The sequence below is a fragment of the Mycobacterium sp. PS03-16 genome (assembly GCF_004570325.1).
Taxonomy (GTDB): Bacteria; Actinomycetota; Actinomycetes; order Mycobacteriales; family Mycobacteriaceae; genus Mycobacterium.
The window spans coordinates 13,624-27,905 of record NZ_SPQO01000018.1 but is presented as its reverse complement, the minus strand read 5'-3'; the positions used below and the strand labels follow the sequence as shown (position 1 = coordinate 27,905).

Below are 14,282 nucleotides of genomic sequence, written 5' to 3'. Positions count from 1 at the left end.
AACTCTGCGCCGGTGCCAGCCTCGGCTGATGACGGACTTCGACGCGATCGTCATCGGTGCCGGGCACAACGGGCTCACCGCGGCCGTGCTGCTGCAACAGGCCGGGCTGCGCACGATCTGCCTGGAGGCCAAGCGGTTCGCCGGCGGCATGGCCTCGACGGTCGAACTGTTCGACGGCTACCGCTTCGAGATCGCCGGCTCGCTGCAGTTCCCCACCTCGGCGCGGGTCAGCCGGGACCTCGGACTCGACGACCTGCCGACGGTCGACCTCGAGGTGATGTCGGTGTCACTGCGCGGCATCGGCGACCCGCCGGTGGTCTACCACACCGATCCGATGGCGATGCTCACCCACCTCGGCGAAGTGCACGGCGCCGACGCGGTCACCGGGATGGCCGGGCTGATGGCGTGGAGCCAGGCGCCCACCCGTGCGCTCGGCCGGTTCGACGCCGGGCAGCCCCCGAAGACGCTCGACGAGATGTATGCCTGTGCCGCAAGCGAATTCGACCGGGCGGCGATCTCCGATCTGCTGTTCGGCTCGGTCAGCGACGTGCTCGACCGGTATCTGCCCGACCGCGACAAACACGGCGCGCTGCGCGGCATGCTCGCCTTCCTCGCCGTCAACACCACCTACCGCGGCCCGGCCACCCCGGGCAGCGCCGCCGCGCTGGCCTTCGGGATGGCGGTGCCCGACGAGAACGCCGTGCTGATGCGGAAACTGCGCGGCGGCATCGGTGCGCTCACCGAGCACCTGTGCCGGCTGTTGATCGACGCCGGCGGGCAGCTGCGGCTGCGCAGCACGGTCACCGAGATCACCGTCGCCGACGGCCGGGTGACCGGGGTGCGGCTCGACGACGGGACGGTGCGCAGCGCGCCCGCGGTCGTCTCCGCCGTCGCCCCCGACCTGACCGTCACCGCGCTGCTCGACCCCGCGGCGGTGCCCGCCGACCTGCGTGAGCGCTACGGCCGCGTCGACCATCGCGGCAGCTATCTGCAGATGCACTTCGCGCTCGACGGCTGTCCCACGTTCGCCGAACCGTACGAAATGCTCAACGACCCCGCGATGCAGGCGGCCATCGGGCTGTTCAGCACGCCGGAGGAACTGCAGCAGCAGTGGGAGGACTGCCGGCGCGGCGTGGTGCCCGCCGATCCGGCCATCGCCCTGCAGATCCCGTCGGCGCACGACCCGTCCCTCGCGCCGCCGGGAAAGCATGCGGCGTCGGCGTTCTCGCTGTGGTTCCCGGTCGAGACCGACCACGCCCGCTACGGCGAGATGAAGACCGAGATGGGTCGCCGCGTGATCGACAAGATCACCCGCATCGCCCCGGACTTCGCGCGGCTGATCTCCCGGCACACCACCTTCACCCCGCGGCACATGGCCACGATGTTCGGCGCCCCCGGCGGGGACTACTGCCACGGCCTCATCCATCCCGAACAACTCGGGCCCCACCGGCCCGGGCCGAAAGGTCATGTCGACCAACCGCTTCCGATCGACGGCCTCTACCTCGGCAGCGCCGGCTGCCACGGCGGTCCCGGCATCACGTTCATCCCCGGCTACAACGCCGCCACCGCGGCGCTGGCCGACCTGGACTGACCGCTCACATCCCGACCGCGCGCTCCAGTTCCTTGAGCGAATCCTCGAGGTGGCCGAGGAGGCGCTGCAGGTGCGGGATGCTGCCGCGGGCGCCGACCAGCCCGAAGTCGAGGTTGTCGGCGTTGTTGGCCAGCGTGATGTTGAGCGCCTGACCGTCCAGCGCGATCGACAGCGGATAGTTGCCGTCCAACCGTGCCCCCTGCCAGTACAGCGGCACCCGGCTGCCCGGCACATTGGAGATCACGAGGTTGAACGGCGGCGGGGTGGCGGCGACGAAACCCGGGACGACGCCGAGGCCGAGCGGTCCGATCAGACCCGCCGACAGGGCGAGCTGCTGCACCCGCGGCAGCTGGGAGAACACCTGTTTGTTGTTGCGCATCGACAGGCTGATGGTGTCGAGCCGGCGAGCCGGGTCGGCGTCGTCGGTGGCCAGGTTGCACAGCACCACACCGGTCATGTTGCCGCCGGTGTCGGCTTCGGCCTCGGTGCGCAGGCTGACCGGCACCATCGCGATCAACGGCGCATCCGGCAGCGCGTTCTGCTCCTGGAGGTAGTACCGCAGCGCGCCCGCGCACATCGCGAGCACCACGTCGTTGACGGTCGCACCGGTGGCCTGCTTGACCGCCCGGATCCGGTCCAGCGGCCACGACTGCGCGGCCACCCGGCGGGCACCGCCGATCGGCACGTTGAACATCGTCTTGGGTGCGCCGAACGGCAGCTGCAGCTGCTGTTCGAGCAGCGCCGCCCGGGCCAGCCGCAGAGTCGAGGGCGCCAGCGCGGCCACCGATCCCACTCGCTCACCGACGCTGCGCAGTAGTGACTTCGACTCGTCCTCGCCCTGGTCGGCGCGCCTGCGCGGCTTGAGATTCCACGGCACCCGCAGCTCGGTGTCGTCCGGATCCGGCGACAGGGTGCGCTGGGTCAGCTTGAGCGCCGACACTCCGTCGATGAGGGCGTGGTGGAACTTGACGTATACCGCGAACCGGCCGTCGCTGAGCCCCTCCACCAGATGCGCCTCCCACAGCGGCCGGTGCCGGTCGAGCAGCGTGCCGTGCAGCCGCGAGGTGAGCTCCAGCAGTTCGCGAACCCGGCCGGGAGCGGGTAGCGCCGAGCGGCGCAGGTGGTAGTCGAGGTCCACCTCGTCGTCCTCGGCCCAGGCGATGTTCGCGACGCCACCGAGCACGGTCGCGGGATGCTTGCGGAACGTGGGCTGGAACTCGGTCTGGGTGACCATCTGCCGGTGTATCTCCCGCAGGAAGTCCGCACCGGAGACGCCGTCGGGCGGTTCGAACAGCTGCAGCCCGCCGACGTGCATCGGATGCTCTCGCGATTCGGCCAGCAGGAACATCGAGTCGGTCGGCGAGATCAGCTTCACTACGGCCCCCTTTACTTCGTGGAACTACTTTGTATTACCCCCGGACCGCCGCGGGCAACGTTTCGATAGGCACTCGGCGGGAACTTCACCGTCATGTCACTGCGCGTCGCCGTCACCGGCCCCACGGGTGAGATCGGCATTTCGACGATCGAAGCGCTCGAGGACCATCCGGACGTCACCGAGATCGTCGGGATGGCCCGCAGGCCGTTCGATCCGGCGGCGCGCGGCTGGACCAAGACCAGCTACCGGCAGGGCGACATCCTCGACCGCGACGCCGTCGACGCGCTCGTCGCCGACGCCGACGTGGTGGTGCACCTGGCGTTCATCATCATGGGGTCTCGCGAGGAGAGCGCGCGGATCAACCTCGCCGGGACCCGCAACGTCTTCGAAGCGACAGTGGCAGCGCAACGCCCGCGGCGGTTGGTCTACACCTCGTCGGTCGCCGCCTACGGCTACCACTCCGACAACCCGGTGCCGATCAACGAGGACGTGCCGCCGCGCGGTTCCGCCGCCCACTACTACTCGCAGCAGAAAGCCGAGTGCGAGGCCATGCTCGCCGAGGTCACCGCAGGCTCGTCGCTGGAGGTGTACGTGCTACGCCCCTGCATCGTCGCGGGTCCGAAGGCGACGGCCCTGTCCGACGCGATGCCCTGGAACCAGTTACCGGGCCCGGTGCGCCGGGTGACCCAGGCGCTGCCGCTGCTCAAGCCGCCGTTCCCCGATCCGGGCACCCCGCTGCAACTCGTCCACCACGACGACGTCGCCAGCGCCATCGCGCTGGCCGTCACCACGTCGGCGGCACCCGGCGCCTACAACATCGCCGGTGACGGGGTGCTGTCGATGTCGGATGTCGCCGAGGCGCTCGGCGCCCGGCCGGTTCGGGTGCCGCAGATCGCGGCGGTCGCCACCTCGGAGGTCATGGGCCGGCTACCGTATGTGCCGTCGGCGCTGGAGTGGCTGCACGCGGGGCGCACATCGGTGGTGATGGACATCAGCAAGGCCAAGAATGAGCTCGGCTGGTCGCCGAGATACACCGGCGCCGAGACGCTTTCGGCGCTGGCCTCGGTGGTGCGCTAAGGGGTCACTGCGTGTGGTCGCCGGTGTCCGCCGGACCGCTCGGCGTGGCACCGCCCTCGCTGGACCAGTCGGTGCGGTCGCCCGCGCCTTCCCCGGGATCGCTCATCACATCGTCCTCAGCGCCGGCGGGCGCATTGTCGGATTCGGTGGTCTTCGGCGTGTTGTCACTCACGGCGGCGGAATACCCTCACCGCGAGGCACAGAAACGACGGCGGGCTCAGTGCGCACCGCGGCGCAGTTGCGCCATCCAGTCGTGCGGGACCCGGCCGCGGGGTCCTGGCACCGGCTGGTCGGCCGGATGCGCCTGCGGCGGCGCGAGTTCGGGGCCGTCGGCGTAGCTGTCGGTGGCGTAGTCCCAGAACCAGTCCTCACCGGGTTCGAACGACCGGATGACGGGATGGCCGGATTCGCGCCAGTGCGCCGACGCATGCCTGGCCGGCGAATCGTCGCAGCAGCCGATGTGCCCGCAGGCCGCGCACCGGCGCAGGTGCACCCACCATCCGCCGTCGGCATCGCACTCCACGCATCCCGTCCCGCTCGGCGGCACGGCCGGATCGATCACCTCGGTCATAGTGCGGGAGCCTACGCCGGGCGTAGCGTCGACGCCGTGGCGATCAGGGAGTCCCGGGAAGTGGTGATCGAAGCGCCGGCGGACGAGATCCTCGCCGTGATGCTGGATCTCGAGTCGCTGCCCGAATGGTCCGATGCGCACCTGAGCTCGAGCATCCTCGAACGAGACGACGCGGGTCGGCCGTTGCGCAGCGTCGCCACGGTCAAAACGCCCGTCGGCGTGACCGACGAGGCGGAGATCGTGCTGCGCTATCACGACGACGGGTACAGCTGGACGCTCGTCCGCTCGACCTACCAGCGGTCGCAGGACGCGCGCTACACGCTGATCCCGGACGGCGACCGCACCCGCGTGCGGTTCGAGGTCACCGTCGACCCGATGATGCCGCTACCCGGGTTCCTGCTGCGGCGGGCCGCCAGGGGAGTGCTCGACACCGCCACTGTCGGGCTGCGCCGCCGCGTGCTGGACCTGCGCAAGCGCCCCACGTGACCGGCGTCTGCCGCTAGGGTCAGCCGCATGGCAGTCAGCGATTCACGTGAAGTCGTCATCGAGGCGACGCCGGAGGAGATCCTCGACGTCATCGCCGATGTCGAGTCGACGCCCAGCTGGTCGTCGCAGTACCAGAGCGCCGAGGTGCTCGAGACCCATCCCGACGGCCGCCCGCACCGGGTGAAGATGAAAGTCAAGGCGGCGGGCCTGACCGACGAGCAGGTGGTCGACTACAGCTGGACCGACACGTCGGCGAGCTGGACGTTGGTGAGCGCCGGGCAGCTCAAGAGCCAGGACGCCAGCTACACGCTCACCCCGGACGGCGGCAAGACCACGGTGCGGTTCGAGATCACCGTCGATCCGTCGGTGCCGCTGCCCGGTTTCGTGCTCAAGCGCGCGATGAAGGGCGCGATGGAGACCGCGACCGACGGCCTGCGCAAACAGGTTTTGAAGGTCAAGAAGAGTGGCACATAACTTGCCATGGCCATCACAGAATCCCGCGAGGTCGTCATCGAGGCGAGCCGCGACGACATCATGGACGTGCTGTTCGATCTCGAGTCGCTGACCGAGTGGTCCTCGGCGCACCAGGAGGTCGAGATCCTCACCCGCGACGACGACGGCCGCCCGAAGCGTTCGCGTCAGGTGGTCAAGATCGTCGGTGTCAGCGACGAGCAGGTGCTCGACTACACCGTCCACGACGACGGCGTCAGCTGGACTCTGGTCTCCTCCAAACAGCAACGGGCGCAGGAGGGTCGGTACACGCTGACCGCGGACGGCGACAGGACGCGCGTGCGGTTCGAGCTGACCGTCGACCCGACGGTGCCGCTGCCCGGCTTCCTGGTGAAGAAGGGCGCCAAGGGGCTGATGGAGACCGCGACCGACGGACTGCGCAAGCGGGTGCTCAAGGTCAAGGGCGGGTGAGGGCCGGGAAGACTCAGGTCATCTGGTCGACCCCGTCGAAGACCTGGATGGTGTAGTCGTACGAGGCGGGGGTGACTCCCAGCTGGCGGCCGAACGGGTGGTCGAGCCAGAAGATCAGGAACAGCAGCAACCCGAGCAGGACGGCGATCGCGGCCGCCAGGATCATGTGGTTGCGCCGGATGTCGAGCCTGCTGGACGCGGTCAGCGCAACCAACAGCACGGCGCCGAACAGCAGACCGCTCCACAGCAGCCCGGGGATGCGGGATTCGGCGTCGAGGATGCGGGTGTTGCGCTGGGTCGTAAGGGTGTTCAGCTGGTCCCGCATCTCGCCGGCGATCGGATTCGACGTCACCGACGGCTGGCCGCCCAGGACCCGGTACATCTCGGTGATTGAGGCCCGGGCGTCCGCACTGGCGGAGGCGTTGCCCTGGTGATCCCATTCGGCCACCACGGCGTCGGTATAGCTGCGCAGCAGACCGCGCATGGTCTCCTGTTGCGGCGCCGGCAGGCTGACGGTTTGCCGGTACATGGTGGCCAGCGTCGACGACTCGTTGGTGACGTTCTCCTCGGCCGACGAAAACTGTTCCCACGCCACCACGACCGTGAAGCCCAGCAGGGCGCCGTAGACCAGCGCCACCGTCGTCACGAAGGATGACAGCGAGCCCGTCTCCTTGCGCCCGCCCGGCCGGTTGACAGTTCTGTCCGCCAGCCAGACACTCAGCACCGCCAGTGCGATCGAGGCGGCGATCACCAACGCCAGGAACGCCGACAGTCCCGGAAGGTTCAGACCGCCCATGGATCACGGGGTGGCGGGCACGCCGCAGCGTTGGCGGAAGTCCACCGAGGGCTGCCGGATCCGTTGCAATTCGTCGCGGACCATCGGGTTGGCATCGAGGTAGACGCGGACCTGCTCCCCGATCTGATCCTTGGGCTGGCCCTTGAGGCTGGTGAAGAAGTTGTTGACGTCAGGATGGGTGGTCAGATAGTTAGAGGTGTCGAACGTGACGCCGGACATGACGCGCGCCAGTTCGGCTGCCGTGCACGGTGGCGGAACCGGGGGAGGCGGCAGCGGTTGGGCTCCCGCGCTCGCGGCGCCGAGGAGGACGGCTCCGGCGCCGATCGCCGCACTCAACACGCGCAGTCGTACTGGATGCACCATGGTGGCTCCTTCGTCCGGTGGGTGATGCCTCGAGGGGTCAACGTCGTCCGCCGCCGCCGCGGCCCCCTGGCCGGCCGGGCGCACCAGGACCGCCCGGTCCACCGGGACCGCCGGGACCGCCGATGCCGGGGCGGCCGGGGTCCCAGACGACGTCGAGGTCCCAGTCGGTGCCGCAGTACCAGTCGTAGTCGCACGGGTACGGCACCACCGGGGTAGCCGCCCTCGGCACCCCGTCGGATCCGCGCACCTCGCCCTGCGCGCACACGGTGGCGCCCCCGGCGCTGCTGCAGTCGGCCTGCGCGGTGGGTGCGGTGAACACCGATGAGATGGGTAGCAAAGCCGGAAGCAGAAGCGCGATGGCGAAGCGCTGTGTGGTGTGCATGGCTGCCCCCTTCGCGACCGGTGAGAGGAGCTCGCGACCGCTATGGCGGGAGAGTAGACCTGCGCGGACATCGTGTGCCGGATTCGGCAATTCCGGCGGAACCGATCCTCGGGCGCGGCGGATACGCTCCGCCGCCGGTCAACGAGTACGGCGCGGCTGCTCGTCGATGGTGGTTCCGACGGTGTGGACCACCGTCCGTCAGTGTTCGGGGCCTGAAGCCCTAGAGCCGCCTTAGCATTTCGAGTCGGCGGATCGCCTCGTCGAGGGTGTCCTGCTTCTTGCAGAACGTGAAGCGCACCAGGTGGTTGAGTTCACCGGCGTCGGGACGGCAGAACGCCGACATCGGGATCGCGGCCACGCCGACCGTGTGCGGCAACTGCGCGCAGAACGCGGTGCTGTCCTCGAAGCCCAGCGGCCGCGGGTCGGCGCACACGAAAAACGTGCCGGCGCTGTCGTGCACGCCGAAACCGATGTCGGCCAGCGCCGCGGCCAGCGTGTCTCGACGGGCCTGCAGCGACGCCCGCTGCTCATCCACCCAGGCGTCGTCGTTGTCCAGGGCGTGCGCCACCGCCGGCTGGAACGGCGCCCCACCCACGTAGGTCAGGTACTGCTTGGCCGCCCGCACTCCAGCGATCAGGTCCGCCGGTCCGCAGGCCCAGCCGATCTTCCAGCCGGTGACGTTGAACATCTTGGCCGCGCTCGAGAGGGTGACGGTGCGCTCGGCCATCCCGGGCAGCGCGGCCAGCGGCCGGTGGTGGCCGCCGTCGAACACGAGGTGCTCGTACACCTCGTCGGTGATCACCAGCAGATCGTGCGCGATCGCGACCTCCGCGATCGCCGCGAGGTCGTCCTCCGTGGCGACCATACCGGTGGGATTGTGCGGGGTGTTGAGGATCAGCGCCCGGGTGCGCGGGGTGACGGCGCGGCGCAGCGCGTCGGCGTCGATCGCGAATCCGCGCCCGTCGGCGACCATGGGTGCGGTGACGCGGTGGCACCCCGCCATGGCGATCACGGGTGAGTACGAGTCGTAGAACGGTTCGATGAGCAGGACGTCGGACCCGGGTTCGACCAGGCCGAGGACGGCCGCGGCGATGCCCTCGGTGGCCCCTGCGGTGACCAGCACCTCGGTGTCCGGGTCGTAGTCGACACCGTGCCGTCGTTTGCGTTGTGCCGCAATCGCTTCGCGCAGCGCTGGGATGCCCGGGCCCGGCGGGTACTGGTTGACGCCGTCGGCGATCGCCTTCCGCGCGAGCTCGAGCATGGCCGGTGGGCCGTCCTCGTCCGGGAAACCCTGACCGAGGTTCACCGCGCCGATGCGGGCCGCCAGCGCGGACATCTCGGCGAACACCGTCACCGCGTAGGGTCGCAGCCTCGAGACCGTCATGGTTGCGAGCGTAGGTGGACGCGCTCGGCGGGCGCACGGCGCGTGGCGAGCGCACCGGACGAGATCGGCGACGCGCACAACGAGGTCATGACCGCGCAGCTGCGCAAGTGGATGCCCGACCGGGCGCCGATCTGGACCGAGACCGGTGTCACCGCACTGGGAGCGCCGAAGATGCGGGTCGAGATCCGGGTGACGGCGATCGTCGGCGACTGCGAGCTCCCCGGGAATGAACCGCGTCGAAGCTGCGCTTAAGTCGAGCATGACCTTCTCCCTGGCCGACGAGTCCGCATTGCTGAAGCCCATCCAGATCGGTGACACCGCTGCCGAGAACCGAATCTTCATGGCTCCGTTGACCCGGTCCCGCGCCCATGCTGACGGCGCGCCGTCCGACCTCGCGGCGCTGTATTACTCGCAGCGCGCCGAAGCGGGCCTGATCATCAGCGAGGCCACCGCCATCTGCGAGCAGGCCAACGGCGCCTACATGAACACGCCCGGCATCTACACCGACCGGCATCAGGACAAGTGGGCCGAGATCGCCTCCGCGGTGCACAACGCCGGCAGCAAGATGTTCGTCCAGCTGTGGCACGTCGGCCGGATGGCGCACCCCGAGATCAGCGGATTCGAGACGGTGGGGCCGTCACCGATCGCCGCGGACATGTTGACCCACACGCCCACCGGCAAGCAGCCGCTCCCCGTGCCGCGCGCGCTGCGGATCGACGAGATCGAGTCGATCGTCGACCAGTTCCGGGTCGCCGCGCGCCGGGCGATCGACGCGGGGATGGACGGTGTCGAGATCCATGGGGCCAACGGCTACCTGCTGCACGAGTTCTCGTCCGATGTGGTCAATCAGCGCACCGACGCCTACGGCGGCTCGCCGCAGAACCGCGCCCGCCTGACCGCGGAGGTGGTCGAGGCCGTCGCCGCCGAGATCGGCGCCGGGCGCGTCGGCCTGCGGATCTCACCGGGAAACACCGCCGGGGACATGCGCGAGAACGACACCGTGAGCACCTACGACGCTCTGCTGGAGCGCATCGCCCCGCTCGGTCTGGCGTATCTGCACCTGCTGATCCACCCCGAGGACCCCGCCTTCGGCGCGCTGCGCGGAGCCTGGCCCGGCCCGGTGGTGCTCAACACCGGCCGCGATCGCGACGACAGCTTCTGCCAGCTGGAGGAACTCGCCGACTGGGGCGTGATCAGCGCCGCCGCGGTGGGCCGCCCGTTCCTGGCCAACCCTGACCTGATCGAGCGGCTGAGGGTCGGCGCCGACCTCAACGAACCGGACGTGGCGACGTTCTACGCGCCCGGTCCGGCCGGCTACATCGACTACCCGACGCTGGCTGAGCTGGCGGAGCCCAAGTCGGCCTGACCGGTTCCTGCTCGCGCGAGCAGACGCAGAAGTGCCCCGAAACGTCGCTTTCGGGGCATTTTTGCGTCTACTCGCGCGAGAGGCCTTCTTGACCTTCGCGTTACGGCAACTTCTAGCGTGAGACGCGGTCATCGTGGGAGGTTGTGGTCCGGTGAGTTGGTCGATTCAGCACGTGGCCCGGGTGTCGGGCGAACCCCGACAAGGCCGGCTATATCGGCCTGGCCGAAGCGCTCCAAGAGCCGTCGGAGCTGCGCTCGCACTACAACGCCGAGGATCCGCGGCTGGCCGACTATCTGCGGGAAGCGATGCTGGCCTACGCCGAGAGCCGACTCGCCTGACAGTCCTCACCGAGTGGCCAGTTATGCCGCGCCATCGTCGCGTAGGCGTCGGATGAGTGGCCACTCGGCGAACGCGGGGACCGCCCAACCATCTGGTTGGTTTAGCCTGTTACGCTCGCGGGCATGTCTGAAGAAGCCTTCATCTACGAGGCGATTCGTACGCCTCGCGGCAAGCAGAAGAACGGGTCGCTGCATGAGGTCAAACCCCTCAACCTGGTGACCGGTCTCATCGACGAGATCCGCCGTCGCCATCCCGACCTCGACGAGACCCTGATCAGCGACGTCATCCTCGGCGTCGTCTCGCCGGTCGGCGACCAGGGCGGCGACATCGCCCGCACCGCGGTGCTGGCCGCGGGGCTGCCCGACACCACCGGTGGCGTTCAGCTCAACCGCTTCTGCGCCTCGGGCCTCGAGGCCGTCAACACCGCTGCGCAAAAGGTCCGCTCCGGCTGGGACGACCTGGTGCTGGCCGGCGGCGTGGAGTCGATGAGCCGCGTGCCGATGGGTTCCGACGGCGGCGCTTGGGCCACCGATCCGGAGACCAACTACACCATCGGCTTCGTCCCGCAGGGCATCGGCGCCGACCTGATCGCCACCATCGAGGGCTTCTCCCGTGAGGACGTCGACGCCTACGCCGCGCGGTCGCAGGAGCGCGCCGCGGCAGCCTGGTCGGGCGGCTACTTCGCCAAGTCGGTGGTTCCGGTGCGTGACCAGAACGGCCTGGTGATCCTCGACCACGACGAGCACATGCGGCCCGGCACCACCGTCGAGAGCCTCGGCAAGCTCAAGACCGCGTTCGACGGCATCGGCGCGATGGGCGGCTTCGACGACGTGGCGCTGCAGAAGTACCACTACGTCGAGAAGATCAACCACGTCCACACCGGCGGCAACAGCTCCGGCATCGTCGACGGCGCCGCACTGGTGCTCGTCGGAAGTGAGCGGGCGGGCCAGTCGCAGGGCCTGACCCCGCGCGCTCGGATCGTCGCGACCGCCACGAGCGGCTCCGATCCGGTCATCATGCTCACCGGCCCGACGCCGGCCACCAAGAAGGTGCTCGACCGCGCCGGGCTGACCGTCGACGACATCGACCTGTTCGAACTGAACGAGGCGTTCGCCTCGGTGGTTCTGAAGTTCCAGAAGGACTTGAACATCCCCGACGAGAAGCTCAACGTCAACGGCGGCGCCATCGCGATGGGCCACCCGCTCGGCGCCACCGGCGCCATGATCACCGGCACCATGGTCGACGAGCTCGAGCGCCGCAACGCGCGGCGCGCGCTGATCACGCTGTGCGTGGGCGGCGGCATGGGCGTGGCCACCATCATCGAGCGCGTCTAGGAGAGAAGCCATGGCAGAGAACACCATCAAGTGGGACAAGGACGACGACGGCATCGTCACCCTCACGCTCGACGACCCGACCGGCTCGGCGAACGTGATGAACGAGCACTACAAGGAGTCGATGCACAAGACGGTCGAACGTCTTGTGGAGGAGAAGGATTCGATCACCGGCGTCGTCATCACCAGCGCGAAGAAGACCTTCTTCGCCGGCGGTGACCTCAAGGGCATGATGACCGTCGGCCCCGACAACGCGGCCGAGTCGTTCGCCGAGGTCGAGTACATCAAGGCGGACCTGCGCAAGCTGGAGACGCTCGGTAAGCCGGTCGTGGCCGCGATCAACGGCGCCGCGCTCGGCGGTGGGCTGGAGATCGCGTTGGCGTGTCACCACCGCATCGCCGCCGACGTCAAGGGTTCGGTGATCGGCCTGCCCGAGGTCACCCTGGGTCTGCTGCCCGGTGGCGGCGGCGTCACCCGCACCGTGCGCATGTTCGGCATCCAGAAGGCGTTCATGGAGGTGCTCAGCCAGGGCACCCGGTTCAAGCCCGCCAAGGCCAAGGACACCGGCCTGGTCGACGAGTTGGTCGGCAGCGTCGAGGAGCTCGTCCCCGCCGCGAAGGCCTGGATCAAGGCCAATCCCGAGGCCCACACCCAGCCGTGGGATCAGAAGGGCTACAAGATGCCCGGCGGCACGCCGAGCAGCCCCGGCCTGGCCAGCATCCTGCCGTCCTTCCCGGCGCTGCTGAAGAAGCAGCTCAAGGGTGCGCCGATGCCGGCGCCGCGGGCGATCCTCGACGCCGCCGTCGAGGGCGCGCAGGTCGACTTCGATTCGGCCAGCCGCATCGAGAGCCGCTACTTCACCCAGCTGGTGACGGGTCAGACCGCGAAGAACATGATCCAGGCGTTCTTCCTGGACCTGCAGGCCATCAACGGCGGCGCCTCGCGGCCCGACGGCATCGCCAAGCAGGAGATCCGCAAGATCGGCGTGCTCGGCGCGGGCATGATGGGCGCCGGCATCGCCTACGTGTCGGCCAAGGCCGGCTTCGAGGTGGTGCTCAAAGACGTCAGCTTGGAGGCCGCGCAGAAGGGCAAGGGCTACTCCGAGAAGCTGGAGGCCAAGGCGCTCGAGCGCGGACGCACCACGCAGGAGCGCTCCGACGCGCTGCTCGGCCGCATCACCCCGACCGGTGATCCGGCGGACCTCAAGGGCGTCGACTTCGTCGTCGAGGCGGTCTTCGAGGACCAGGACCTCAAGCACAAGGTCTTCCAGGAGATCGAGGACATCGTCGAACCCAACGCGCTGCTCGGGTCCAACACCTCCACACTGCCGATCACCGGTCTGGCGACCGGCGTGAAGCGCCAGGAGGACTTCATCGGCATCCACTTCTTCTCCCCGGTCGACAAGATGCCGCTGGTGGAGATCATCAAGGGCGAGAAGACGTCTGACGAGGCGCTGGCCCGGGTGTTCGACTACACGCTGGCCATCGGCAAGACCCCGATCGTCGTCAACGACAGCCGCGGCTTCTTCACCAGCCGCGTCATCGGCACCTTCGTCAACGAGGCGCTGGCCATGCTCGGCGAGGGCGTCGAGCCCGCCAGCATCGAGGCGGCGGGCGCGCAGGCCGGTTACCCGGCCGCGCCGCTGCAGCTGTCCGACGAGCTCAACCTCGAGCTGATGCACAAGATCGCCGTGGCCACCCGCAAGGGCGTCGAGTCGACGGGCGGCACCTACGAGCCGCATCCGGCCGAGGCGGTCGTCGAGAAGATGATCGAGATCGGCCGCCCGTCGCGCTTGAAGGGCGCCGGCTTCTACGAGTACGTCGACGGCAAACGCGCCGGCCTGTGGCCGGGCCTGCGCGAGACGTTCGGCTCCGGAAAGGCCGAGATCCCGCTGCAGGACATGATCGATCGCATGCTGTTCGCCGAGGCGCTCGAGACCCAGAAGTGCCTCGACGAGGGTGTGCTCACCTCGACCGCCGACGCGAACATCGGCTCGATCATGGGCATCGGCTTCCCGCCGTACACCGGTGGTTCGGCGCAGTTCATCGTCGGCTACCAGGGTGCGCTGGGTACGGGCAAGGAGGCCTTCGTGGCCCGCGCCAAGGAACTGGCCGAGCGCTACGGCGACCGGTTCACCCCGCCGGAGTCGCTCACCAAGTAGTCAACCGGCACACGAGCCCCCGCGACAACGGCGTCGCGGGGGCTTCGTGTATGCACCGGCGACTACGGACTTCCCGGGGTCCGCCGAAACGCCGCCGCTGCGAGAGTTCGTTGCGTGAACAACGAACGGAGGCGACAGA

General features: G+C 69.1%; 15 protein-coding genes and 1 pseudogene. 9 read left to right on the top strand and 7 right to left on the bottom strand.

Features of this window, described 5'->3' with window-relative positions:
• Positions 1-28: 28 nt before the first annotated feature.
• Complete coding sequence (locus E4P42_RS16190) at positions 29-1,591, top strand: NAD(P)/FAD-dependent oxidoreductase (protein ID WP_135127099.1); 1,563 nt, start codon at positions 29-31, stop codon at positions 1,589-1,591.
• A gap of 4 nt (positions 1,592-1,595) precedes the next feature.
• Here E4P42_RS16190 and E4P42_RS16185 read toward each other — a convergent pair whose 3' ends face one another.
• Positions 1,596-2,966 carry a wax ester/triacylglycerol synthase family O-acyltransferase gene (locus tag E4P42_RS16185; RefSeq protein WP_135127098.1) on the bottom strand — a complete coding sequence of 457 codons (1,371 nt, stop codon included), beginning with the start codon at positions 2,964-2,966 and terminating at the stop codon, positions 1,596-1,598.
• A 93-nt stretch (positions 2,967-3,059) separates the two neighbouring features.
• Here E4P42_RS16185 and E4P42_RS16180 point away from each other — a divergent pair, with 93 nt between their 5' ends.
• Positions 3,060-4,043 carry an NAD-dependent epimerase/dehydratase family protein gene (locus E4P42_RS16180; protein ID WP_135127097.1) on the top strand — a complete coding sequence of 328 codons (984 nt, stop codon included), beginning with the start codon at positions 3,060-3,062 and terminating at the stop codon, positions 4,041-4,043.
• Positions 4,044-4,047: 4 nt separating this feature from the next.
• On the opposite strand, the gene E4P42_RS27010 is transcribed toward E4P42_RS16180, so the two are convergent.
• Both E4P42_RS27010 and E4P42_RS16175 read right to left on the bottom strand, forming a co-directional pair.
• Positions 4,048-4,215: a hypothetical protein gene (locus E4P42_RS27010; RefSeq protein ID WP_167759509.1), complete on the bottom strand. Its 168-nt coding sequence runs from the start codon at positions 4,213-4,215 to the stop codon at positions 4,048-4,050.
• A gap of 45 nt (positions 4,216-4,260) precedes the next feature.
• Complete coding sequence (locus tag E4P42_RS16175; RefSeq protein WP_135127096.1) at positions 4,261-4,614, bottom strand: UBP-type zinc finger domain-containing protein; 354 nt, start codon at positions 4,612-4,614, stop codon at positions 4,261-4,263.
• A 36-nt stretch (positions 4,615-4,650) separates the two neighbouring features.
• Here E4P42_RS16175 and E4P42_RS16170 point away from each other — a divergent pair, with 36 nt between their 5' ends.
• The 3 genes from E4P42_RS16170 to E4P42_RS16160 are packed head-to-tail and all read left to right on the top strand — an operon-like array spanning position 4,651 to position 6,021.
• Complete coding sequence (locus E4P42_RS16170; RefSeq protein WP_135127095.1) at positions 4,651-5,100, top strand: SRPBCC family protein; 450 nt, start codon at positions 4,651-4,653, stop codon at positions 5,098-5,100.
• A gap of 27 nt (positions 5,101-5,127) precedes the next feature.
• Positions 5,128-5,574, top strand: coding sequence for an SRPBCC family protein (locus E4P42_RS16165; protein WP_135127094.1), 447 nt, complete (start codon positions 5,128-5,130; stop codon positions 5,572-5,574).
• 6 nt (positions 5,575-5,580) lie between these two features.
• Positions 5,581-6,021, top strand: a complete 441-nt coding sequence (locus tag E4P42_RS16160; protein ID WP_135127093.1) for an SRPBCC family protein — start codon at positions 5,581-5,583, stop codon at positions 6,019-6,021.
• Positions 6,022-6,034: 13 nt separating this feature from the next.
• Here E4P42_RS16160 and E4P42_RS16155 read toward each other — a convergent pair whose 3' ends face one another.
• The 4 genes from E4P42_RS16155 to E4P42_RS16140 all read right to left on the bottom strand — a co-directional run bounded on the left by E4P42_RS16155 (position 6,035) and on the right by E4P42_RS16140 (position 8,946).
• Positions 6,035-6,817: a DUF4239 domain-containing protein gene (locus tag E4P42_RS16155; RefSeq protein WP_135127092.1), complete on the bottom strand. Its 783-nt coding sequence runs from the start codon at positions 6,815-6,817 to the stop codon at positions 6,035-6,037.
• A 3-nt stretch (positions 6,818-6,820) separates the two neighbouring features.
• Positions 6,821-7,180 carry a heme-binding protein gene (locus tag E4P42_RS16150; protein ID WP_135127091.1) on the bottom strand — a complete coding sequence of 120 codons (360 nt, stop codon included), beginning with the start codon at positions 7,178-7,180 and terminating at the stop codon, positions 6,821-6,823.
• A 37-nt stretch (positions 7,181-7,217) separates the two neighbouring features.
• Entirely contained in the window at positions 7,218-7,562 is a 345-nt protein-coding gene (locus E4P42_RS16145) for a hypothetical protein (RefSeq protein WP_209305791.1), read from the bottom strand.
• 220 nt (positions 7,563-7,782) lie between these two features.
• Positions 7,783-8,946: a pyridoxal phosphate-dependent aminotransferase gene (locus E4P42_RS16140; RefSeq protein WP_135127090.1), complete on the bottom strand. Its 1,164-nt coding sequence runs from the start codon at positions 8,944-8,946 to the stop codon at positions 7,783-7,785.
• A gap of 48 nt (positions 8,947-8,994) precedes the next feature.
• Here E4P42_RS16140 and E4P42_RS16135 point away from each other — a divergent pair.
• From E4P42_RS16135 to E4P42_RS16120, 4 genes and pseudogenes are all read left to right on the top strand, one after another.
• Positions 8,995-9,198 (top strand): annotated as a pseudogene (locus tag E4P42_RS16135) (hypothetical protein); the annotation flags it as partial.
• Between the two features lie 7 nt (positions 9,199-9,205).
• The gene (locus E4P42_RS16130; RefSeq protein WP_135127089.1) at positions 9,206-10,312 is read left to right on the top strand and encodes an alkene reductase; all 1,107 of its coding nucleotides are present in this window, start codon (positions 9,206-9,208) and stop codon (positions 10,310-10,312) included.
• A 461-nt stretch (positions 10,313-10,773) separates the two neighbouring features.
• Positions 10,774-11,985 (top strand): acetyl-CoA C-acetyltransferase, encoded by a 1,212-nt coding sequence (locus E4P42_RS16125; RefSeq protein ID WP_135127088.1) that lies wholly within the window; start codon positions 10,774-10,776, stop codon positions 11,983-11,985.
• Positions 11,986-11,995: 10 nt separating this feature from the next.
• The gene (locus tag E4P42_RS16120) at positions 11,996-14,143 is read left to right on the top strand and encodes a 3-hydroxyacyl-CoA dehydrogenase NAD-binding domain-containing protein (RefSeq protein ID WP_135127087.1); all 2,148 of its coding nucleotides are present in this window, start codon (positions 11,996-11,998) and stop codon (positions 14,141-14,143) included.
• Positions 14,144-14,282: the final 139 nt, after the last annotated feature.

What these genes read in the sequence shown, in the direction of transcription:
- E4P42_RS16190 (WP_135127099.1), top strand. Translation starts at nt 29, where the DNA reads ATGACGGACTTCGACGCGATCGTCATCGGTGCCGGGCACAACGGGCTC.
- E4P42_RS16180 (WP_135127097.1), top strand. Translation starts at nt 3,060, where the DNA reads ATGTCACTGCGCGTCGCCGTCACCGGCCCCACGGGTGAGATCGGCATT.
- E4P42_RS16175 (WP_135127096.1), bottom strand. Translation starts at nt 4,614, where the DNA reads ATGACCGAGGTGATCGATCCGGCCGTGCCGCCGAGCGGGACGGGATGC.
- E4P42_RS16165 (WP_135127094.1), top strand. Translation starts at nt 5,128, where the DNA reads ATGGCAGTCAGCGATTCACGTGAAGTCGTCATCGAGGCGACGCCGGAG.
- E4P42_RS16160 (WP_135127093.1), top strand. Translation starts at nt 5,581, where the DNA reads ATGGCCATCACAGAATCCCGCGAGGTCGTCATCGAGGCGAGCCGCGAC.
- E4P42_RS16155 (WP_135127092.1), bottom strand. Translation starts at nt 6,817, where the DNA reads ATGGGCGGTCTGAACCTTCCGGGACTGTCGGCGTTCCTGGCGTTGGTG.
- E4P42_RS16150 (WP_135127091.1), bottom strand. Translation starts at nt 7,180, where the DNA reads ATGGTGCATCCAGTACGACTGCGCGTGTTGAGTGCGGCGATCGGCGCC.
- E4P42_RS16145 (WP_209305791.1), bottom strand. Translation starts at nt 7,562, where the DNA reads ATGCACACCACACAGCGCTTCGCCATCGCGCTTCTGCTTCCGGCTTTG.
- E4P42_RS16140 (WP_135127090.1), bottom strand. Translation starts at nt 8,946, where the DNA reads ATGACGGTCTCGAGGCTGCGACCCTACGCGGTGACGGTGTTCGCCGAG.
- E4P42_RS16130 (WP_135127089.1), top strand. Translation starts at nt 9,206, where the DNA reads ATGACCTTCTCCCTGGCCGACGAGTCCGCATTGCTGAAGCCCATCCAG.
- E4P42_RS16125 (WP_135127088.1), top strand. Translation starts at nt 10,774, where the DNA reads ATGTCTGAAGAAGCCTTCATCTACGAGGCGATTCGTACGCCTCGCGGC.
- E4P42_RS16120 (WP_135127087.1), top strand. Translation starts at nt 11,996, where the DNA reads ATGGCAGAGAACACCATCAAGTGGGACAAGGACGACGACGGCATCGTC.